This is a genomic window from Cruoricaptor ignavus (assembly GCF_900141665.1).
Lineage (GTDB): Bacteria > Bacteroidota > Bacteroidia > Flavobacteriales > Weeksellaceae > Cruoricaptor > Cruoricaptor ignavus.
In genome coordinates, this window is the sequence record NZ_FQYI01000002.1 from 309,089 (window position 1) to 330,449 (window position 21,361).

Below are 21,361 nucleotides of genomic sequence, written 5' to 3' on the forward strand. Positions count from 1 at the left end.
AATTAAAACGATGAAAAAACTGATTTTTGCAATGGCCGTGCTGACGCTCTCTGCAGTGAGCTGCACCGGCACGAAGGAAGAACGCAACGAGGAAAAACGCGATCTCAGCGCCGATCATATGCGGAATACCCCGCTGGATGATGCTGCTGTATCCGGCGGTACTACGGCGCCTGCCGCTAGCGACAGCGCTACTGTGCACGAGGCTGCCCAGCAGTAATATTTTAGAAATGTAAATTTGCCTGCCACTGGAGCAGGCATTTTTTATGCCTCATCATTTTTTATTTTTGAGAATTTTTGAGAAAAAAATGGCGATACAAAAAATTTTTGAAGGCGATAATTTTCACTGGTTTGATGTGGAAGCACCGCTGCAGGAAGATTTGGACCATCTTTCTAAAACTTTCGGGATTGATGAGCTGCTTCTGGAGGATACCACCGACCCTACGCACCTCCCGAAATTCGAGGAGTCCGGCAGAGTGAAATTTTTCCTTACCAGAGAAAACACCACAGAAGAGCGCAACTCCCTGAACACCATTGGGGATGTAAGCACAAAGCTGGGGATTTTCCTTTTGGAAGATACGATGATCACCATCCATCGGCTGCACACGCCCACCATTCCAAAGGTTAAAAAATTAATAAAAAAAGAGGGCCTGAAATCCGCTGACGAAGTTGCTCTGGCGCTGGCGCTCGAAATTCTGGATACTTTTGACCAAGAATCCAAAAGACTGACTGCACAGCTGGATAAAATGGAAAATGAGATTTTCACAAAAAATCCTGATTCTTCTAAACAAATTCGTAAACTTTACAAGGCTAAGCGGCGCGCTTCCCTTAATGCCCGGGTGCTGAACGCCTCCTCCGAATGGATGGTGAACTTTAGAAAACTAAATATTACAAAAGGCCAGTACACAGACCTGAGGGACAAGTACAAAGATGTGGTAACAGATTTTGACCATCTCAATGCGCAGGTAACGAACCTTATTTCGATGTTCCTCGCCCTTACAGACCAGAAGGCGAACCAGGTGATGAAGGTACTGGCGATATACTCCGCATACTTCCTTCCGCTTACTTTCATCGCTGGCGTCTATGGGATGAATTTTGATTTTATGCCAGAGCTTCACCTCAAATACGGATATTTTTACGCTCTCGGCCTTATGCTGCTTATCGTAATCGTTACCAATATTTACCTGCGCCGAAAGAAGTTTTGAAATAAAAAACCTCTGCAGATACAAAGGTTTTTGAAGTGATGTTACCTCAATCCCGAGGTTTCCATACCTCTAAAAATTCTTTGACTTTCGCCACGCTGTAGCCGTCTCCCTCCTCGAAGGCTTCGCTGCTTTGGGTGTGAATTTGCTTTCCGTTTTTGTCCAAAACCACAAATACAGGGTAGCCGAATTTCTTCCCGGGGTCGCCATATTTTTCAAAAATTTTCTCGTTTTTATTTTCCGGAGAATAGTTGAGGTGATAATACAGGTAATTTTCATCCACAATCTGTTTGAGATCCGGGGTGGTTTGCAAAAAATTATTAAAACGAAGGCACCAGATGCACCAGTTGCCTCCGGCCTGAATCATAATATTTTTGTTTTCCTTTTTCGCCTGCGCTATAAGCTCGGCGATGCGCTGTTCAGCATTTTCATCAGGGTTATAAGGCTTGGGCAGCGCCGCTTTCTCTTCCTGGAGTTTCCTTTTCCGCTCAGCCTTTATTGCAGCAGAATCCTCCACCTGTGGACTTTTTGCTTCGTTTTCCTTGGCTCCGTTTGTCTGGCTGCACGCAAGTGATGTGAAGCTTAGCGCCCCAAAAACAGCAAGATTCAAAATTGTCTTTTTCATATATTTTAAAAAAAATAATTTAGGGCAAAAACCGTGCAGTAATTTTGGTAATTTTGTTTTTTATGAAAATTTTGCTCGCACTGCTTTACCAGCTTTCGAAATTGCCGATGATGATTCTCTACCGTTTTTCGGATATCATCTATTGGCTAATGTATCGCGTGGTCGGCTACCGCAAAAAGGTTGTTTATGAAAATTTAAGAAATTCATTCCCCAATAAATCAGATGAGGAGATAAGCGCTATTGCCAAAGCATTTTACAAAAATTTTGCTGATTATATTGTGGAAACCGCAAAGGCATTAACTGTAAGCGACCATGAGCTTCGGGTAAGGGTTCAGCATCTCAACCGGGATCTTTTCCACGAAGCGAAAACTGAGGGCAAAAATGTAGTGCTGCTCTGCGGCCACCTTTTCAATTGGGAGTGGCTGAACGCGCTGGCGACCATCATCCCTCAGGAAAACTGCCACCCTGTATACCGCAAAATGCAAAGCGATTTTTGGGAAGATGAAATAAAGAAAATCCGTAACAGATTCAATAACAAGGCCTTGGAGGCTAAAGAGGTTATCAGGCAGATGCTCTCCGCCCCGAATGACGGCAACAGCGCCTATATGTTCGTGGCGGATCAGTCGCCCTATGTGGACGATGTAAGGTACGGACTGAAATTTCTCAATCAAAAAACGCCGGTTTTCACGGGTTATGATAAACTGGCGACGAGGCGGGATCTTGCCTTCATTTATTGTGATGTAAAAAAAGTAAAACGCGGCTACTATCAGGTAAATTATTACAGAATATACCCTGAAAATGAGCAGTTTATGCCAATGGAAGTCGTACGGAAATTCCATAAGCTTCTGGAAAATACCATCCGAAAAAGGCCGGAAAATTACCTTTGGTCCCACAGAAAATGGAAATATGCAGACGCGATAAAAATCTACGAAGAATGAAACTAGCCATCGCAATTCTCAGTTGGAAAGGAAAACATTATCTCGAAAAATTTCTGCCAGGTGTGATTGAACACTCATCCGGAGCGGAAGTCTGTGTGATCGACAATGCCTCGGACGATGGCACTGCCAAGTTTTTAGAAAAAAATTTTCCTGGTATCCGCCATATTCAACTCGACAAGAATTATGGCTTCGCGGAAGGATACAATTTAGGGCTGAAACAAATTGACGCCGAAATCTTCTGCCTTCTCAACAATGATGTAGAAGTAACTCCTGGATGGGTAGAGCCAGTATTGAATTTATTTAAGCAAAATGAGAAAATCGCAGCAATTCAGCCAAAAATTTTAGATTTCAATAATCGTAAAAAATTTGAATTTGCTGGAGCGGCTGGCGGGTTTATAGATAAATTTGCTTATCCGTATTGCCGGGGCAGGATATTTAATAAAACTGAAACAGACCGCGGACAATACGATGATGATGCCGAAATATTCTGGGCATCGGGCTGCGCAATGTTCATCCGCAGCAAAGATTTTTTTGAGCAGGAAGGCTTTGATGAGCGGTTTTTTGCTCATCAGGAAGAAATTGATCTATGCTGGCGTTTGAAAAATTCCGGCAGAAAAATATTCTACTGCGGTCATTCCACAGTGTATCACCTTGGGGCAGGCACGCTATCCAAGCAAAATCCGCAGAAAACTTTTCTGAATTTCAGGAACAATCTCTCAATGATGCTCAAAAACCTAGCCTTTCCGCAGCTTATCCCACTGATTTTCATAAGGTTATGCCTGGATGGGATGGCAGGCATCTTCTTTTTATTTACCTTGGGATTTGCTCATACATGGGCTATCGTGCGCGCGCACCTCGCTTTCTACGCGGCAGCGCCAGAAACTTGGCGCCGACGCGGAAAGCATCAGATTAAAAATTATTATGAGGAAAAAGTAATTTTAAAAAAAATCTTTTAAACAGCTGATTCCTTTAGATAATCCTCAATTATACCCCGTGGAAAAAGAGCCAGCACTTCCTTAGGATCAATAATTTTGTGCTCATTAAATACAGCCTCTGCCGCCTTTTTCGCACCGGGATGCTTTGTAAGCCGATCGAGCAAGCCATATACATTCACCATATTCTTGTGCGTGTTCGCCTCATCGCCTCCAAACCACGAGCCGCTGAAATAATGGCTTACATAATTTTTCGGTAAATCCTGCGAAAAATAAACGGACGGATACAGCGTAACACCGTGCTTCAGGTGCTGAATCTCATCCTTCATCCGGTCCGCTCCATATTCATTCTCAAGCATTTCTGAAAAAATATCGGTATTGATTCTTTCCTCAAAACCTTCCTGCCGGTCGTAGTATTCTTTAAAATCCTTGGCAAGCTTGTGCCCTGGCTCCGCCATCCAGAACGCGGAATAAGGCACGCCCTTCACCTCGAAACCGCACACCGCTTCGTCGTTCAGAAATTCATCCAGAGGCATCTTCAGCTCCATATCGGTATCCATATAGACGCCGCCGTGCTCGTACATCACCGCGCTTCGCACATAGTCCGACACAAAGGCCCACTTGCCCTGCCCGAAGGCATCCCGCACATAGGCATTATCCTCCAGCGGGGAATTGTCCTCATTCCATTCAATAATTTCAAAATCCGGGTGGATGCGCCTCCAGGAAGCGATGCAGTGCTCTGCCATTTCGGTTTTTGGGTTTTTCCCAAACCAGCAGTAGTGGATTTTTTTTGGTATCATTTGGTATTATTAAATTTGCTCAGCGGCGGGCTTTTCCTTACTTTTGGTAAAAACTATTCACGATGAGAACCGTGATTTTATCTGTTTTAATGATGGCAGCCACCAGTTTTTCTGCGCAAGATACACAATCGCGGTACACGCCGCAAGATTATGTGACAATAAAAAATGCGGATTGGACTAAAAATGCCACGATATATGAACTGAATGTGAGGCAGTTTTCCAAGGAAGGAAATTTTAAAGCTGTAGAAAAAGAACTGCCCCGGCTAAAGAAAATGGGCATTGATATCATTTGGCTGATGCCCGTAAATCCCATTGGGGAGGTCAACCGAAAAGGCTCGCTCGGGAGTTATTATTCCGTAAAAAATTATCTCGAAATCAATCCTGAGTTTGGTACTGAAAAAGACTTCAGAGATTTGGTAAAGGCAATCCACCAGCAGGGCATGTTCGTGATTATAGACTGGGTTGCCAACCACAGCGCGTGGGACAACCCGCTGGTGAAGGCGCATCCCGAGTGGTACCATAAAAATCGGGAGGGAAACTTTCAGCCAACGCCGTGGCGGGACTACGATGATATTATTGAGTTTGATTATTCAAATCCGGAGCTGCGCCGATATATGACCGACGCGATGAAGTTTTGGGTTAAAAATTTTGATGTCGATGGCTTCCGCTGCGATGTGGCGGCATTCGTTCCGCTGGATTTCTGGGAAAATGCCCGCGCTGAGCTGGAAGAGATCAAGCCGGTCTTTATGCTGGCTGAAGCTTCAGACCGCGACCTGCACCGCAAGGCTTTCGATGCTACCTACGCCTGGGAACTTTACGATAAGATGCACCAGGTTATTAAAAACAAATCATCTGTGACGCCGATGACGGAGGGCTATTTCGCTGAGCATCTTGCGATTTTCCCGAAAGAAGGCATGCGGATGACATTTACTGACAACCACGACAAAAACTCCTGGGAAGGCACAATGCAGTCTAATTTCGGTAATGGGCTGGAGGCTGCTATAGTTTTGGCAGCCACTTTTGACGGCATCCCGATGGTGTACAGCGGGCAGGAAGCCGGGCTGAGCCGATCGTTGAAGTTTTTTGAAAAGGACCCAATCGATTGGAAAAAGCATAGATTTGAGGAGATTTATACTAAACTTTTCGCACTCAAACATAAAAACCGGGCACTTTGGAATGGGAGTTTTGGCGGAAAAATGGAGCGGATAAAAAGTAATCATATGGAGCAGTCGGTTGCATTTGTTCGTGAAAAATATGGCGACAAGGTGCTGGTTTTCATCAATTTCAGCGATAAACCTCAGGATTTCATTTTTGAAACTGATTTTGATAAGGGAACTTATACCAATTTATTTACAAACAAAATAGTTGCCCTACCCTCAAGTTTCCAACTAAAATTGGCTCCCTGGGAATATTTGGTACTTCACAACTCCCGAGATTAGTTTAAACAAAAAATCCCGCGTTTTGCGGGATTCATCATTTGCCGATAGAGATATTTAAAGCTCCAGAGCTCTTCTGGCATCGCCGTTCATCAGGTGCTCCACCGGATTTTCTACGGCTTCTTTCACTGCCACGAGGAAGCCTACCGACTCCTTACCGTCGATGATCCTGTGGTCGTAAGAGAGTGCCACATACATCATCGGGCGAATTTCCACCTTGCCATCTACGGCTACAGGGCGCTGGATGATGTTGTGCATACCGAGGATGGCGGACTGCGGCGGGTTAATAATCGGTGTGGACATCATTGAGCCAAACACGCCGCCGTTGGTGATAGTAAAAGTACCGCCTGTCATTTCATCCACTGTTATCTTCCCGTCGCGAACTTTCGTGGAAAGCTCCTTTATCGTTGCCTCCACTCCGCGGAATGTCATATTTTCAGCGTTGCGAAGAACCGGCACCATTAGCCCCTTCGGGCCGGATACCGCGATGGAAATGTCCGCAAAATCGTAGTTAGTTTTATAATCTCCATCAATGGAAGCATTTACATCAGGGAAAAGCTCAAGTGCCCTGGTTACTGCCTTGGTGAAAAAGGACATAAAGCCGAGGCCTACCCCGTGTTTTGCAGAGAATTCATCTTTAAATTCCTTTCTTAGACGGAAAATTTCAGACATATCCACCTCGTTGAAAGTGGTAAGCATCGCAGTTTCATTCTTTACAGAAACTAGGCGTTCCGCAAGTTTGCGGCGCAGCACTGAAAGTTTTTTTGTCTGCACACTCCGCGATCCTGAGGTAGAAGATACAGAACCCATAGCTGGTACAGAGGCCTCTGTAGCATCAGCCTTCGTAATTCTGCCATCCCGGCCCGTCCCGGATACGCTCGCAGGATCGATGCCCTTTTCATCCAGGATTTTCTTAGCTGCCGGTGAAGGTGTACCGGTGGCATAGGTTGCAGGGGTAGGCTGCTCTGCCGGCGCAGGCTTTTCTCCTTGCTTAGGAGATTCAGTTTTTGGCTGCTCGGCCGGTTTTTCATCCGCCTTAGGCTCTTCTTTTTCCGGTTCAGAGCCCCCGGAAGGCTTTGCCGCATCCATATCGATGAGGCACACCACCTGGCCTACGGCTACGGTGTCCCCCTCTTCAGCCTTCAGTGTAATCAACCCGCTCTCCTCAGCCGGGAGCTCCAGGGTCGCTTTATCGGAATCTACCTCCGCTATCGGTTGATCTTTTTCTACATAATCGCCATCCTGCACGAGCCAGGTAGCAATCTCCACCTCCGTGATGGATTCACCCGGCGAAGGAACTTTCATTTCTAAAACTGCCATATCTTTCGAATTATTTTTTTGGTTGGATTTTATTTTTCAATGATTTCTGTATCAGAATCTCCAGCCTCGCCGAAAACTCCGTTAATGATATTTTTCTGATTAAATTCGAACCGCTTGTGGCTGCCCGGAGCCGGAACCCCGCTGGCCGGCGCTGCAAATACCTTGAAGCCGGCGTCGCGGAAGTTGCGCAGGATATAGCTCCACGCACCCATATTTTCTGGTTCTTCCTGAGCCCAGATGAGCTCTTTTCTTGATGAATATTTATCAAAAATCTGCTGAATTTTCTCCATATCCAGCGGATAAAGCTGCTCCATTCTCACAAGGGCAACATTCTCTGCACCAAGCTCCTCTTTTTTGGCAAGGAGTTCATAATAAAGCTTCCCAGAGCAGAATACCAGCTTTTCAACTTTATCTGAATTGGCATTTTCATCATCAATAATGGTCTGGAATTCTCCGTTGGCGAGATCTTCGAAAGTAGAAATCACGCGCGGGTGTCTCAGCAAAGATTTTGGAGACATTACTACCAGCGGCTTCCTGAAGCCCCACTTCAGCTGGCGCCGGAAGGCGTGGAAAAGGTTCGCCGGCGTCGTGAAGTTTCCCACGATAATGTTGTCATTCGCACACAGCGTTAGGAAACGCTCCAGCCTTGCGGAGGAGTGTTCCGCCCCTTGCCCTTCCGCACCGTGAGGCAGCAGCAACACGATGCCGTTCTGCACGCGCCACTTTTCTTCTGCGGCTACGAGATACTGGTCTATGATGATTTGTGCGCCATTGGCAAAATCCCCGAACTGCGCCTCCCAAATCGTGAGCGTATTCGGCGATGCCATAGCATAGCCATAATCGAAACCGAGAACGCCATATTCAGAAAGCAGGGAGTTGTAGATATCGAACTGGCTGTCGGAAATATGGCGCAGCGGGATGTATTCCTCCTCTGCATCCTCGGTTTTTAGTACGGCGTGGCGGTGGGAGAATGTTCCGCGCTCTACATCTTCACCGGAAATCCTTACCCCGTGGTTTTCTTTCAAAAGCGTTGCATAAGCAAGCCACTCGCCCAGTGCCCAGTCGAGGGTATTTTCCTTTATCATCTTCAGGCGGTTGTCGAACAGGCGGGTGATTTTATTGATAAATTTTTTATCGGACGGTAGTGTGGACATCTCCACGGCGAGTTCTTTCAGCTTTTCAAGATCGTAGCCGGTGTCCACTTTTTTCAAAACATCGCCAGATTTTGAATAGACAAAATCCTTCCAGTCATCTCCCATAAAGGTGTCAATCCTGTTTCTCTCAATTTCTTTGGAGGCATCAAAATCTTCATTCAGCAAAGCTTTAAAATCGCTCTCCATCTTCTTTAGAACTTCGTTGGAAACGATCTCGTCCTTCAGGAGTTTTTCCTTATAAATTTCCCTCGGATTGGGGTGCTTCGCTATGATTTTGTAGAGATGTGGCTGCGTGAATCTCGGCTCATCACCCTCGTTATGTCCGTACTTTCTGTAGCCAAGAAGGTCGATGTAGACATCCTTTCCGAACTTGGCACGGAAATCTGCCGCGAAATGCATCGCGTGCACCACCGCTTCCACATCGTCCGCATTCACATGCATAATGGGAGAATCCGTCACCTTTGCCACATCCGTGCAGTAGGTGGAGGAGCGTGCGTCCAAATAATTTGTGGTAAAAGACACCTGGTTATTAATCACGATATGGATGCTGCCGCCCGTTTTGTAGCCTTCCAGCGTCATCATCTGCGCAACCTCATACACGATGCCCTGGGCTGCTGCGGCACCGTCCCCGTGGATGATCACGGGGAGGACTTTTGAGAAATCGTGATATTTATGATCCACTTTCGCGCGGCTGATGCCTTCCACCAAAGACGCCACCGTCTCCAGGTGAGACGGGTTTGGGGTAAGGTTAATAGCCACCTCTTCTCCGGATGCCATCTCCACGATGCGGCTGGAGCCCAGGTGGTATTTCACATCGCCGGAGAATACATCCTCTTCAAATTCTTTACCTTCAAATTCTGAGAAAATCTGTTTGTAAGATTTACCAAAAATATTGGCAAGCACATTCAGGCGGCCGCGGTGTGCCATACCGAGCACCACCTCATCCACGCCGTGCTGGGAGCTTCTCGTGATCAGCTGGTCCAGCGCGGGGATCAGGGTTTCGCCTCCCTCCAGGGAGAAGCGTTTCTGGCCTACGAACTTTGTATGAAGGAAGTTTTCAAATGCCACCGCCTGGTTGAGCTTGTGGAGGATATCTGTTTTCTCCTCCGCAGAAAGTTCCGGGTGGTTTTCGTTTTGCTGCAGCCACTGGCGGATGAATTCAACCTCCTCCACATGGCGGATGTGCATATACTCCACACCGATGGAGTCGCAATAGATCTCCTGAAGATGGTTAATGATTTCCTGAAGCGTAGCCGGGCCGGGCATGCCGGTTTCTGTAGCGCAGGAGAATTTTTTGTTCAAATCCTGCTGGCTAAGCCCGAAATTTTCAACATCCAGGGTAGGCTCGTAGCTGCGCCGCTCGCGTACGGGATTTGTCTTGGTAAAGAGATGCCCGCGTCTTCTGTAGGCATCGATGAGGTTCATTACATTAAATTCCTTGCGGATATCTTCTGGCACCTCCCCGCTCTGCACCGCCTGCGCCATTTGCTGCACCTGCTGGGCCTTAGCCGGTACTTCAGCCTGAGGATGGGTTGTTTCTTCGTCGAAAAAATTTTCACCGTAGTTTTCTCTCGCAAAATCAAAGCCCTGGAAAAATGCCTTCCAGGAAGGCTCTACGGAATCCGGATATTTTAAGTACTGATCATACAAATCGGCGATCAGCTGGGAATGCGCTGCATTCAGAAATGAATACTTGTCCATTATCTTTTAAGTGGTAAATGAAATTTCACAAATTTAACAAAAATAAGCTGATGCCGCATATAAATCCATAAAAAACTTTTGCGTTCTATATACCTCAGCGGGCCGCCTCCAGCTCTAATTTTATTCTTAAAGGTGCGCCTTCCGCGGGGGGCTGCAGGAAGGTCGTTCTAAGGCTTCCCGCGCGCATGGAATCTTTCCTGGCTCTTTCAAGGAGCTTGCGGATGGGCGCGCTTCTTCCGGAAAATTTCCCCTCGTAGAAAATGGCATACACCCTCCCTTGCGCCACTTTCCGGTAGCTGAAATTATTATCCGTGATATTCTGCTTTTTAGAAACCGGAATGCCGTAGTAGTAGGATACCTCCCGCTCCCTGTAGCTTTCCGGGTCGGTGATCATCACCGGGTAGCCAAACTCGTCATTCCCCTTCCGCAGATCACCGGTGACAAAGTTCTGAACCTTTCCGTGCGTAACGACCAGGTTTTTCTGAAGGGCGTCTCCGCGGTTTACGCTGGTCACATTTACGCCTACCAGCAGCTGGGCGCGGGCATCCTCAATCATCAGCGAGTCGTATTTTATAGTTTCCAGCTGCGCCTCCCTGTCCACCTTGTTGCCCAATATATTTTCAAGTTTCGCCACGCTGCTGCGGATGCCTTCTGCTATTTCATCTTCAGGGAAAAGGTTGGCTGCGCGGAACATCAGGGGTTTATGCGGGGTGTGTATCGTCCAGTGGATTTTGGTTGAATTTTCTGCCGCATTCTTAAAGCGCAGGTTTATCAGATAAGGGAATTTATCCCCACTTTTATATAGTTGATAGCTGATCATCGTATCCCGGCGAAGATTTCGGATAAAGATCTCTCCCCCCTCGCCGTTTCTTCCTTGCCAGCTCATAGAGGCATCCTTGCCGGCATACGGGTAGTAGAATTCCAGGGATTGATTTTCCTTGCCGAAAAAGGCCTCATTCCATACGGCGAAGTTCTGCAGATTGCTGAACTGGGGGAAAACTTTTTCGGGGGCGTATCTCACATCGGAATCCACCTCAAAAGTCGTACTATCGTCCACGAAATAATACATTGACAGCGCGTAAAGACCGACAAGCAGGCCAGCGAGCAGCAGGAAAAAGCGAAACCAGCGCATGCGGCAAATTTACATAAAAAAAGCGCAGGCCACCTGGGCCTGCGGTTTGAATGTTGATTTTAACCGATATGCGTACCGTCAGGAATTATTGCATTTTTCTTCACCACCACGATGCCGTCCTTTATAGAATGGGTTTCAAAATCACCATCCGCAAGGTGCCTGCCGCCAATGATGCGTACATTGTTGCCAATTCGGCAGTTTTTATCAAGAATTGCGCGCTCTATATAGCAGTATTTGCCAATGCCGATGTTATGGGTGCCCTGCATCTCATTTTCGGCAAGCTGCCGGGCGTCTTCATAAAAATCGGAGCCCATCATATAAGAGTTGATGACTGTGCTGCCCTTGTCGACGCGGGCGCGGTTTCCGATCACGGAATTTTCGATCTTATCGGCAAGGATGATGCATCCGTCAGCGATTACTGCCTTGCTTACATACGAACCGTTGATCTTGGAAGGCGGCAGCATCCTCGAACGGGTGTAGATAGGATTGGTGGAGAACAGATTGAATTTCGGGAGCTCCGTGGTGAGATCCATATTCGCCTCAAAAAAGGATTCAATAGTACCGATATCCGTCCAGTAGCCATCATACTGAAAGCTTACCACATTATAGCCGTTTTCTATGGCGTTGGGGATCAGGTCTTTACCAAAATCATCGCCGGGATCTTCCGAAAATAGCCTTTTCAGCACATCTTTGCTGAAGACATAGATGCCCATAGAGGCAAGATATTCCCTGCCCTGCTGCTTCATCGCAAGTGGAACATCCGAGGACCAATCGCCGAGAATTTCAGCGGAAGGTTTTTCCGTAAATGAGGTGATGTGGCTTTCCTCATCAGATTTCAATATTCCGAAGCCAGTGGCGTCTTTAGCATTTACGGGTATGGTGGCGATGGAGATATCCGCATTGTTTTTCACATGGAAATCCACCATCTTGCAAAAATCCATCTGGTAAAGCTGGTCTCCGGAGAGGATCAGAATGTAATCATAGTCATATTTCTGCAGGTGCTTCATGCTCTGGCGCACGGCATCGGCAGTGCCTTGGTACCACTGGTCGCTCTCCATATTCTGCTCTGCGGCAAGGATGTCCACAAAGCCTTTGCTGAAAATATCAAAATGATAAGAATTTTTGATGTGCGAATTCAGCGAAGCGGAGTTGAACTGTGTGAGAACGAGTATCTGATTGAAGCCGGAATTCAGGCAGTTGGAAATCGGGATGTCCACCAGTCTATATTTCCCTGCAATCGGTACTGCAGGCTTGGAGCGGGTAAAGGTAAGCGGCGAAAGGCGGGTGCCACGGCCGCCACCCAGCACAATTGATATAACTTTATAGCTCATATTCGTAAGATTTGGTTGTTATTAATATTGGTATAAAGATAGGTAATTTTCCGCAGATTTATCCCAGGAAAAATCAAAATTCATATTCGTGCGGATCAGGCCGTCCATATAATCGTGATGGTAGTAAATTTCGCGCGCCCTGTGCAAAGCGTGCACCGCATCATCCACACCAGCATTAGTGAAATTGATGCCTGCACCGCCGGAAGTTACATCCTGCACCGTATCGCGTAAACCGCCGGTGTAAGATACCACCGGAATTGTGCCGTATCGCATTGCATACATTTGGTTCAGGCCGCAAGGCTCCACCCTGGAAGGCATCAGCAGGAAATCTGCCGAAGCGTAAATGCGGTGCGACAGGAATTCCTTGTAGCCCAGGTCCACAGCGAAATTCACGAAAACGCCGTCCATCCATCTCAGGTGGTTTTCAATCTCCGTATTTCCGGAACCCAGTATCATCACATTTACGCCGCCTTCCGTTTCGCGGATGATACGCTGCGCAATCTCTGGCAGAAGGTCGGCACCTTTTTCTCCGGCAAATCTTCCTATGAAGGCAATTAGCGGTAAATCTTCACGAAGGTTATATTCCCGGCAAAGCGCCTGCTTGTTCAGCCTTTTGCCTTCCTTGAAATTTTCCTTGCTGAAATTAAATTCCAAAAAGCCGTCGGTTTCAGTGTTCCAGACCTCCGTATCAATCCCGTTGATAATCCCGAAAGCCTTCTGAGATTCCTGCCATACCAAAGGCTCCAGGCTTTGGAAGTTGTGGTAAAGTTCCTGCATATAGCCGCCGGAAACCGCGTTGAAAGCGTTGCAGCACTTTATCATCGCAGCCAGCGGATTTATTTTCCCGTGCCAATCCAGCAGGCCCCATTTATACCCGTCAAACCACGGCATAAAGTTCGCCATTCTCCAATCCATCCAGCCCTGATACTCACCATTGTGAATTGTGCCGATGGTTTTCACGCCTTTCAGGAAGGAAAATTCTCCACAATATTCAATCATAAAAGGCACAAGGCCTGTGTGATAATCGTGGCAATGCAGAACATCCGGCCGAATCTGCATCGCGGAAAGCCAGTGCAATGCGCCGTGCTGAAACGCCAGAAACTGCTGCTGCTCATCCCAGTAGCCATACGGTTTCTCCCTGTCCAGAAGCCCGGGAATTTTCACAAGATAAAGGTCGAAGCCTAAGGTGCGGTGCCTTTCCCTGAAAACCTGCACCTGATACATATTGTGGCTCTGATGGATGAAGCCATCGAACACCACATCAAACTCATTTTCCCAAACGAAAGGTCTGTTGTACCACGGCATCACCACGCTGGCTTCCACGCCATCCTTCTTGTTCTGATATTTCGGCAGAGCGCCCACCACATCGGCTAAGCCGCCCACTTTCGCTACGGGATAGCATTCCATCGAAAGGTGAAAAATTCTCATCGCTTTATTTTGTGTTTTTTGGTTTAATTATATTTTTCAGTTGGCGTAATCTTTTTTGTTTAAATTTTTCCAAACTAAAAACCTGCTTCAAAATCAGCCCTGATAAAGGCGGCAAAGTCATCAGCAGAGATTTTTTTCGGCGCATCCATTCTTCTTGTTTAATTTCTTTAATCTCAGCCTTTACGCCGCTTCCCGAAAATTCCACATCGTCGCTGTTCAGAATCACCTTCCATTTCCTCAGCCTCTCGATCCCGATTTTGTAATCGAAAGTTCTCGGCGTTAAATTCAGTACCACCATCATTTCATCGGATTTCCGCCTGCCTTTCCTCAGGTAGATGTAGATTGAATTCGCTGCATCATCCGCCTCCACCCATTCGAATCCGAAATGGTTAAACTGGTTTTCATACAGCGCCTTTTCTTCTGAATACAGGTGGTTCAGCCTCTTTACAAATTGCTGCAAGTGCCTGTGTATCGGGTATTGCAGAAGGTGCCAATCCAGGCTGCTTGCAAATTTCCACTCCGAAGTCTGCGCAAATTCATCGCCCATAAACAGTAGCTTTGCGCCGGGCATTGTGTACATATATACGAAGAGCGCCCTCAGGTTGGCGAATTTCTGCCATTCATCGCCCGGCATTTTGTATATCAGGCTTGCCTTGCCGTGCACCACCTCATCGTGGCTCAGCGGCATCATATAGTTTTCGTTGTACACATACATCGTGGGGAAGGTCAGCTTGTGATGGTGGTCCTTTCGGAAAAGCGGGTCCAGCTTGAAGTATTTCAGCGTGTCGTGCATCCAGCCCATCATCCATTTCATCCCGAAACCTACGCCTCCATCGTGCACAGGTTTTGTTAATTTCGGGAAATCCGAACTTTCTTCCGCAATCGTCATCGTATCGGGAAAATCTTTGTAAACCGCCGTGTTGAATTCCTGCAGGAAGCGTTCGGCTTCCAGATTGACATTCCCGCCAAAAATGTTCGGTTCCCACTCACCATCGTTCCTTGCGTAGTCCAGGTACAGCATTGATGTTACTGCATCCACCCTTAGTCCGTCAGCGTGGTAGCGTTCCAGCCAGAAAAGCGCGTTGGAAATCAGGAAGGATTTTACTTCATTCCTGCCGTAATCAAAGATGTGGGAATTCCATTCCGGATGGAAACCGCGCCGCTTATCCGGATGCTCGTAAAGGTATGAGCCATCGAAGAAGTGCAGCCCATTGGCATCGCCCGGAAAGTGCGACGGCACCCAATCCAGTATCACGCCGATTTCGTTTTTGTGGAATTCATCAATCAAGAACATCAAATCCTGCGGGGAACCAAAGCGCGAATTGGCGGCGAAAAAACCGGTAATCTGGTAGCCCCAGCTTGGTTCGTACGGGTGCTCCATCACTGGCATCAGCTCGATGTGCGTAAAACCCATTTTCTTCACATACGGCACAAGCCTTTCGGCGATTTCCCGATAACTGAAAAACCGCTCAGGGTCGTCCGTTCCGCGCATCCACGAACCGAGGTGCACTTCGTAAACGGAAATAGGTGCGCTGAGAGAATTTCGGTGATGACGGTTTTTCATCCACTCATCATCATCCCAGTCAAAATAAGTTGTAGAAATGAGCGAGGCCGCCTGAATGCCCTGCTCAAAACTCACGGCATATGGGTCACTCTTTTCCAGCAGCACGCCGTTCTGCGCACGCACAGCGTATTTGTACTTTTCGCCCCAGGAAAGATTTGGGATGAAGCCCTCCCAGATTCCGGAACTGTCCCACCGCGGAGAAAGCTTGTGCATCTCAGAATGCCACCCGTTGAAATCTCCAATCACGGAAACTTCCTTTGCATTGGGCGCCCAAACTGCGAAGTATGTGCCTTTCTGCCCATCGATTTCGGCATCGTGAGAACCAAATTTGTCGTAAAGCTTGTAATGCCTGCCCTGCCGGAAAAGGAATACATCCAGCTCAGTAAATCGCGTGAGAGGCAGAACGGTAGGCATAGCGGAATTTTGGATAAAATTAAGAAATATTGTGCTTTGATGGGCAATGCGGCGCGTTGTTTTTTTGTGAAATTTTTAATTGCAAAAATTTAATTAAACCCAGAGACACGGAAGTTTATTTCTAAAATAGTAAAAAAAACACTGCGACACAGAGTTGTCTTTCTTAATGTCACCGTTTTAAAATTAATTTTTACTTCCAACTTTTAGCTAAAAAAACTGTGTCACGGTTTCATAGCCGTGACACAAATCAAATAAACTTTCAACTAAAACTTTAGTTCTGCTTTGCGGCGTGCTCTGCGGCGATATAACCGAATATCATAGAAGGGCCAATCGTTGCACCGGCACCTGCATAATCGTATCCCATCACACTTGCCATCGTGTTTCCGGTAGCGTAAAAGCCAGGGATTACCTCGCCGTTTTCCTTAATGACTTGCGCAAATTCATTGGTATCCAAGCCACCCTTCGTACCAAGGTCACCGATCACCACTTTCACCGCGTAGAAAGGCGCCTTGCTGATTTCATCCATCACAGGATTCTGCAAGGTAGGGTCACCATAATAGCGATCATAAGCGCTTTCACCCTTGCCAAACTTCGTATCTTTTCCGGTTTCAGCATCGCGGTTATAATCCTGTACCTCTTGTACGAAACCATCTCTATCGATGCCGATTTTTTCCGCAAGTTCAGCCAGCGTATCAGCTTTCGTCACCAGTCCGGTTTTGTACCAGTCTTCAGAGAATGGCAGCAGCGGTGGTTTTGCGCCGTACATATAGCGGTTCACAGCGGTTTGGTCGAGGATTTGGTAAACCACTTCGTTTCCGGATTCAATCTGATCGTGAACGAAATTCACATACGGTGAAGCTTCGTTCGTGAAACGCTTACCATCTTTACCAACGATGATGCTTCGCGGAATTGCCCTTTCGGAAACCAGCGTGAACAGCGTTCCGTTCGGCAGCTGAATGGCAGGCATCCACCACGCATCATCCATAAAGCCGAGCTTTGCGCCGAGTTCCTGCCCCATCTGAATACCGTCACCCGTGTTATGTTTTGAACCAAGGCTAAGGTCTCGCTGCGCTTCTTCCGGGAAATTTTCGCGGCGCATTTTCCTGTTGTGGTCAAAACCGCCCGTTGCGAAAAGTACGCCGTTTTTGGCCAGCACTTTTACCTCTTCTCCGTCTTTTTCCACGATGGCGCCTACCACTCTGTCATTTTCCACTACAAGTTCCTTCACAGGAGAATTTAGCCATAGCGGTATATTCCTTTCATTCAGCGCCAGTTTCAGCCGCCCGATTACTGAGTAGCCCAGTGCCCTCATATCCTTTTTGGTTACGGCATCGGCTATCGTTCTGCCCATCGCCTTAAAACTTGTCTGCAGGCCTTTTCTCGTGCGCAGCGCCATCGTCATATTTTTGAATTCCAGCGCGGTAAGGTAGATTCCGCCAGGCATCGTGATGTCCGATGGCTGCACCAGATATTTATCTTCGCCAAGTTCGTTAAAATCCAGCGGCTCGGCTTCTATGGAGCGGCCTTCAGGGCGACCGCCTGGAAATTCCGGGTGGTAATCGCTATAGCCTTCGGAATAAATCCAGCGGAGGTGCGTGGAGGCCTTCCGGAAAAAATCGAACATTTCTGGGCCTTTCTGCACATAGGCACGGATTTTCGGCTCCGCCACCTTTCCTTCCGTCACTTCCTTCATATAGGTTACCACGCTTTCCGGCTCGTCGTATATGCCGTGCTCCCTTAGCACATAGTTGTTCGGCGCCCAAATTCCGCCACCGCTCATCGCCGTAGAACCGCCGTAGTGCGGCGCCTTTTCCACGATAAGCACATCCAGCCCAAGGCTGTGCGCTTTCAGTGCGGCCGTCATTCCGCCGCCACCAGATCCTGCTACCAGGAAATCCACATTGTGTGTTTTCATATTAAAATATTTGCCCAATGGAATGCAAAGACTGCGCAAAACTTCCTTAAGGAAATCTGAAAAATTTCATAAAAAAGGGTTAAGAAGATGAGCTGAGGTTAAGGTTTAGATTGAGGTTAAAAAACAGAAATTTCACGCAATAGCGCAAAAACTTTTTGTTTAAATCCGCAAAGTTTGACTTTATTAAAGTTTGAAATTTTTGACAAAAGTTTAAAGAACGCTTGGAGAGGTTCAGCATTATAGATTGATAAATTAATGATTTTCAATCATTTTCGAATAGAGAAATTCCGGAGAAAAATCGGCGCCGTTTTCCCATTCCAAAGTCCAAGAGTTCAGGCGGAAGTTTTTAAATTCACCAGGATTTTTCAAAGGGAGGAAAATCTTCTCGTCCAAAAGATTTTCAAAATCCACGATTCCGCTTTTGCCATCCGAAAAAGTGAGGTTGATTTTAAAATCATTTCGGTAATCGGCTGCTGTAATCCAAAGCATTTCTCATTAATTTAAGGGTTCAATCGAGTTCGGCAGCTGGCCATTCTGTGCAAGTTCCCAATTTTGCAGTAGTTCATCTTTATGAATTTCGAGCCATTCGAAAACCATTTTCAAAGCTCTTGCAGGCATTTTCCCTTCCACCAAACCTGTTTCTATGGAAACTATTGCACGGTACTCACCATAAGATACGTGGAAATGCGGCGGATTGTGGTCCTTAAAAAACATCTGAATGATAATTCCGTAAAATCGGGAGATTTCGGGCATAAAATTTTGTTTTCAAAGTTAGGGAAAACTTTAAAACTCTTGCGCGCTTGAAGAGTTTCAGCGTGGCAGGAATCTGCATTTTTTACTTTTGCCTTTTTACTTGGCTCTTGTTACTTTTGCCTTTTTACTTTTGCTTTTATGATTTTTGAACTGACGACTTTGCCTGGTGATAGCAGGCCGGTTTTCATCACCGGAAATTTCTGCGATTGGCAACCAAGATTGCCGGCCTACCAACTTTTGCAAATTGCGGATGGCCGCTATAAAATCGAAGTTCCCGACGAAAATTTACCCGAAAAAATAGAGTACAAATATTCCAGAGGTGGCTGGGAAAATGTGGAACTGGATACCGAAGGAAAAATAACCTCCAACCGAAAATGCCGGAAAACAGAGGGCTTCCGGCAAGATTTGGTGGAAAACTGGCGGTACAACTGGGGCCCTTTCAAGCAGGAATTTTTCCCGATTTGCGAAGTAATTTCCGAAGAATTCTATATGCCGCAGCTTGATAGGACGCGGAAAGTTTGGGCGCTGCTCCCGCACAATTATTACGAAACCGAAAAAAGGTACCCCGTGCTTTACCTGCACGATGCGCAGAACCTTTTCAACGAAGGCTCGCCGTATGGCAACTGGGAAATTGATAAGAAACTTTCCATCCTGGCGGAATATGGCCGCGGCGATATCATCGTGATAGCGGTGGACCATGGCAAGGAAGCGAGAATCAGCGAGTATATTTTCGATAACGATGCGGTGAGCAATGGCTCGGAAGGCAAGCGCTACATCCGCTTCATTACTGATACGCTGAAACCCTTTGTAGATGCCAACTTCCGCACATTGAAAGAGCGGGAATTCACGGGAATTGGCGGCAGTTCGCTGGGCGGCCTCATTAGCATTTACAGCGGCTTCCTGTACCCGGAAGTTTACAGCAAGCTGATGATCTTCTCGCCGTCATTATGGGTGGAGCCGCGCAACAATTTCCCGATGGTTGGCTTCCGCAAGCCGTTTGATTTAAAAATGTACATCTACGGTGGAGAAAAGGAAGGCAGCAGAATGGTGGCACGGATAAAGCGTTTCGTGAAAACGATGCACCAGTGGGAATACAAAAATTTCTTCAAACTGGATGTAAAGGTAAGCATCAATCCGCAGGGCAAGCACAACGAATTTTACTGGTCTCAGGAATTTCCTGCAGCGGTGGAATGGCTCTACTTTGATTCCTTGGAAGACCCGAAAAATTTGGCGGAAAGCGCAGCAACAGAGCACCAAAAATAAATAGTATGATAAAAATTTCAAATTCACAAAACACTGATTATCAGCAGATTATAAAGCTGTTCACCGAAAAAACCTGGCAAGAATTTCAGGCAGATTTCCCTAATTTATCGGAACAATTCTTCTCCGGAAAAAAGGGCGAAGAATTTATTGTCATTAATGAAAATGGGCAAAGCGTTTTTCTCTTAGGCTTTGGCGAAAGCATTCCGCACGATGCAGATTTGCAGAAATCGGCAAAAAAATTTTCCTGGCAAAACAGGAAGAAATTCACTGAAAAACCAACGGAAATTCAGGCGAAAAATTTTACCGAAGAAAACCTGAAATCCTTTGCCAGAGGGCTTTTCCTGGGAACCTATCATTATCCATTTGAGAGAAGCCATCCATTCTGGAAGGAAGGTTTTTCATTAAATCTGAAAAATTTTTCCGACGAAAAAATTGCTGAAATATCCACGGAAATCAATGCAATTTGCGAAGGCCAGTTTGCAGCGATGGATTGGCTAAACAAGCCTGCGAATTTTAAAAAGGTGCCGCAAATTTCCGAATTCATTAAAAATATTTCAGAAAAATACGGCATAAAATACACGGCCTACAATTCCGAAACCTGCGCAGCCAGAGGCCTTGGTGCATTTTTGGCGGTCAATCAGGGAAGCAAGGAAGAGGGCGCCTTCACGATTCTGGAATATCAGGGCGAATATCCAGAAAAAACCGTGGGACTTGTGGGAAAATGCGTGCTTTTCGATACCGGCGGAATCTCGCTGAAAAACCCGGAAAATATGCACTATATGAAAAGTGATTTGGGCGGCGCCACCGCAGTTCTCGGCACCTTGATCGCTGCCGCAGAAATGAAACTCCCGGTGAAAATCATCGCCATCCTTCCAATCACCGACAATGCAATTTCGGAAAACGCCTACCTTCCATCAGATGTCGTGGCGGCGTACAACGGCAAAACGATAGAGGTGCTGAACACCGATGCCGAAGGCAGAATGACGCTGGCTGACGGACTGGCTTACCTAACCAAAAACTATGAAACGGACTGCATCATCGATGTGGCGACTTTGACGGGAAGCACCGTGAGAATGTTCGGCGAAACCTGCGCCGCAATAATGGGCAACGATGATGATTTGATAAAAAGCCTGATGCAAAGCGGCGAAGAAACCGGGCAAAGGCTTTGGCAGCTACCGCTTTGGGAAATTTGGGACGAGGAAATAAAATCTGATGTGGCAGACCTTCGGAACATCTCGATGAAACCAATTGGCGATGCCATAGTTGCCGGGAAATTCCTGCAGCATTTCGTGGAAAATGGCGCTAAGTGGGCACATCTCGATATTGCAGGGATGGCCTTTGGCAAAGTGGACTACGCCAAAGAAAAAGCGGCTACAGGCTACGGCGTGCAGCTTCTGTTAAATTTTCTTAAAAAACCTTAAAAAATATTTTTCTATCTGATTTTAATTTCTTAACA

General features: G+C 46.8%; 18 protein-coding genes. 7 read left to right on the top strand and 11 right to left on the bottom strand.

The window, feature by feature from the left end; all coding sequences use genetic code 11:
* Positions 1–10: 10 nt before the first annotated feature.
* The gene (locus BUB43_RS03845) at positions 11–217 is read left to right on the top strand and encodes a hypothetical protein (RefSeq protein WP_073178487.1); all 207 of its coding nucleotides are present in this window, start codon (positions 11–13) and stop codon (positions 215–217) included.
* An 88-nt stretch (positions 218–305) separates the two neighbouring features.
* Positions 306–1,202, top strand: a complete 897-nt coding sequence (locus BUB43_RS03850) for a CorA family divalent cation transporter (RefSeq protein ID WP_073178620.1) — start codon at positions 306–308, stop codon at positions 1,200–1,202.
* 46 nt (positions 1,203–1,248) lie between these two features.
* Here the strand turns inward: BUB43_RS03850 and BUB43_RS03855 are convergent, their stop codons facing one another.
* Positions 1,249–1,824 carry a thioredoxin family protein gene (locus BUB43_RS03855; RefSeq protein WP_073178489.1) on the bottom strand — a complete coding sequence of 192 codons (576 nt, stop codon included), beginning with the start codon at positions 1,822–1,824 and terminating at the stop codon, positions 1,249–1,251.
* A 62-nt stretch (positions 1,825–1,886) separates the two neighbouring features.
* Here BUB43_RS03855 and BUB43_RS03860 point away from each other — a divergent pair, with 62 nt between their 5' ends.
* Together BUB43_RS03860 and BUB43_RS03865 are read left to right on the top strand one after the other, a co-directional pair.
* The gene (locus BUB43_RS03860) at positions 1,887–2,762 is read left to right on the top strand and encodes a lysophospholipid acyltransferase family protein (protein ID WP_073178490.1); all 876 of its coding nucleotides are present in this window, start codon (positions 1,887–1,889) and stop codon (positions 2,760–2,762) included.
* Positions 2,759–3,718, top strand: coding sequence for a glycosyltransferase family 2 protein (locus BUB43_RS03865; protein WP_073178492.1), 960 nt, complete (start codon positions 2,759–2,761; stop codon positions 3,716–3,718). The genes BUB43_RS03860 and BUB43_RS03865 overlap by 4 nt, the downstream gene beginning before the upstream one ends.
* Here the strand turns inward: BUB43_RS03865 and BUB43_RS03870 are convergent.
* Entirely contained in the window at positions 3,715–4,494 is a 780-nt protein-coding gene (locus BUB43_RS03870; RefSeq protein ID WP_073178494.1) for a glycosyltransferase family 32 protein, read from the bottom strand. The genes BUB43_RS03865 and BUB43_RS03870 overlap by 4 nt on opposite strands.
* A gap of 62 nt (positions 4,495–4,556) precedes the next feature.
* Here BUB43_RS03870 and BUB43_RS03875 point away from each other — a divergent pair, with 62 nt between their 5' ends.
* Entirely contained in the window at positions 4,557–5,933 is a 1,377-nt protein-coding gene (locus BUB43_RS03875; RefSeq protein WP_083541134.1) for an alpha-amylase family glycosyl hydrolase, read from the top strand.
* A gap of 54 nt (positions 5,934–5,987) precedes the next feature.
* On the opposite strand, the gene odhB is transcribed toward BUB43_RS03875, so the two are convergent.
* The 9 genes from odhB to BUB43_RS03920 form a co-directional block, all read right to left on the bottom strand.
* A complete protein-coding gene (odhB, locus tag BUB43_RS03880) occupies positions 5,988–7,250 on the bottom strand; it encodes a 2-oxoglutarate dehydrogenase complex dihydrolipoyllysine-residue succinyltransferase (RefSeq protein ID WP_073178496.1) in 1,263 nt (420 codons plus the stop codon).
* 29 nt (positions 7,251–7,279) lie between these two features.
* Positions 7,280–10,105 carry a 2-oxoglutarate dehydrogenase E1 component gene (locus BUB43_RS03885; RefSeq protein ID WP_073178498.1) on the bottom strand — a complete coding sequence of 942 codons (2,826 nt, stop codon included), beginning with the start codon at positions 10,103–10,105 and terminating at the stop codon, positions 7,280–7,282.
* A 94-nt stretch (positions 10,106–10,199) separates the two neighbouring features.
* On the bottom strand, positions 10,200–11,237 hold the full coding sequence (locus tag BUB43_RS03890) for an SRPBCC family protein (protein ID WP_073178499.1): 1,038 nt from the start codon (positions 11,235–11,237) through the stop codon (positions 10,200–10,202).
* A 59-nt stretch (positions 11,238–11,296) separates the two neighbouring features.
* Positions 11,297–12,568 carry a glucose-1-phosphate adenylyltransferase gene (locus BUB43_RS03895; RefSeq protein ID WP_073178501.1) on the bottom strand — a complete coding sequence of 424 codons (1,272 nt, stop codon included), beginning with the start codon at positions 12,566–12,568 and terminating at the stop codon, positions 11,297–11,299.
* Between the two features lie 21 nt (positions 12,569–12,589).
* A complete protein-coding gene (locus BUB43_RS03900) occupies positions 12,590–13,996 on the bottom strand; it encodes a glycogen synthase (RefSeq protein WP_073178503.1) in 1,407 nt (468 codons plus the stop codon).
* A gap of 4 nt (positions 13,997–14,000) precedes the next feature.
* Positions 14,001–15,974, bottom strand: a complete 1,974-nt coding sequence (gene glgB / locus BUB43_RS03905) for a 1,4-alpha-glucan branching protein GlgB (protein ID WP_073178505.1) — start codon at positions 15,972–15,974, stop codon at positions 14,001–14,003.
* 271 nt (positions 15,975–16,245) lie between these two features.
* Positions 16,246–17,889, bottom strand: a complete 1,644-nt coding sequence (locus tag BUB43_RS03910; protein ID WP_073178624.1) for an FAD-binding protein — start codon at positions 17,887–17,889, stop codon at positions 16,246–16,248.
* Between the two features lie 252 nt (positions 17,890–18,141).
* Positions 18,142–18,378 carry a DUF2442 domain-containing protein gene (locus tag BUB43_RS03915; protein ID WP_073178507.1) on the bottom strand — a complete coding sequence of 79 codons (237 nt, stop codon included), beginning with the start codon at positions 18,376–18,378 and terminating at the stop codon, positions 18,142–18,144.
* Positions 18,379–18,384: 6 nt separating this feature from the next.
* Complete coding sequence (locus BUB43_RS03920) at positions 18,385–18,642, bottom strand: DUF4160 domain-containing protein (protein ID WP_073178509.1); 258 nt, start codon at positions 18,640–18,642, stop codon at positions 18,385–18,387.
* Positions 18,643–18,780: 138 nt separating this feature from the next.
* Here BUB43_RS03920 and BUB43_RS03925 point away from each other — a divergent pair, with 138 nt between their 5' ends.
* Together BUB43_RS03925 and BUB43_RS03930 are read left to right on the top strand one after the other, a co-directional pair.
* The gene (locus BUB43_RS03925; RefSeq protein ID WP_073178510.1) at positions 18,781–19,905 is read left to right on the top strand and encodes an alpha/beta hydrolase; all 1,125 of its coding nucleotides are present in this window, start codon (positions 18,781–18,783) and stop codon (positions 19,903–19,905) included.
* Positions 19,906–19,910: 5 nt separating this feature from the next.
* Positions 19,911–21,326: a M17 family metallopeptidase gene (locus BUB43_RS03930; protein WP_073178512.1), complete on the top strand. Its 1,416-nt coding sequence runs from the start codon at positions 19,911–19,913 to the stop codon at positions 21,324–21,326.
* The last annotated feature ends 35 nt before the right edge of the window (positions 21,327–21,361 follow it).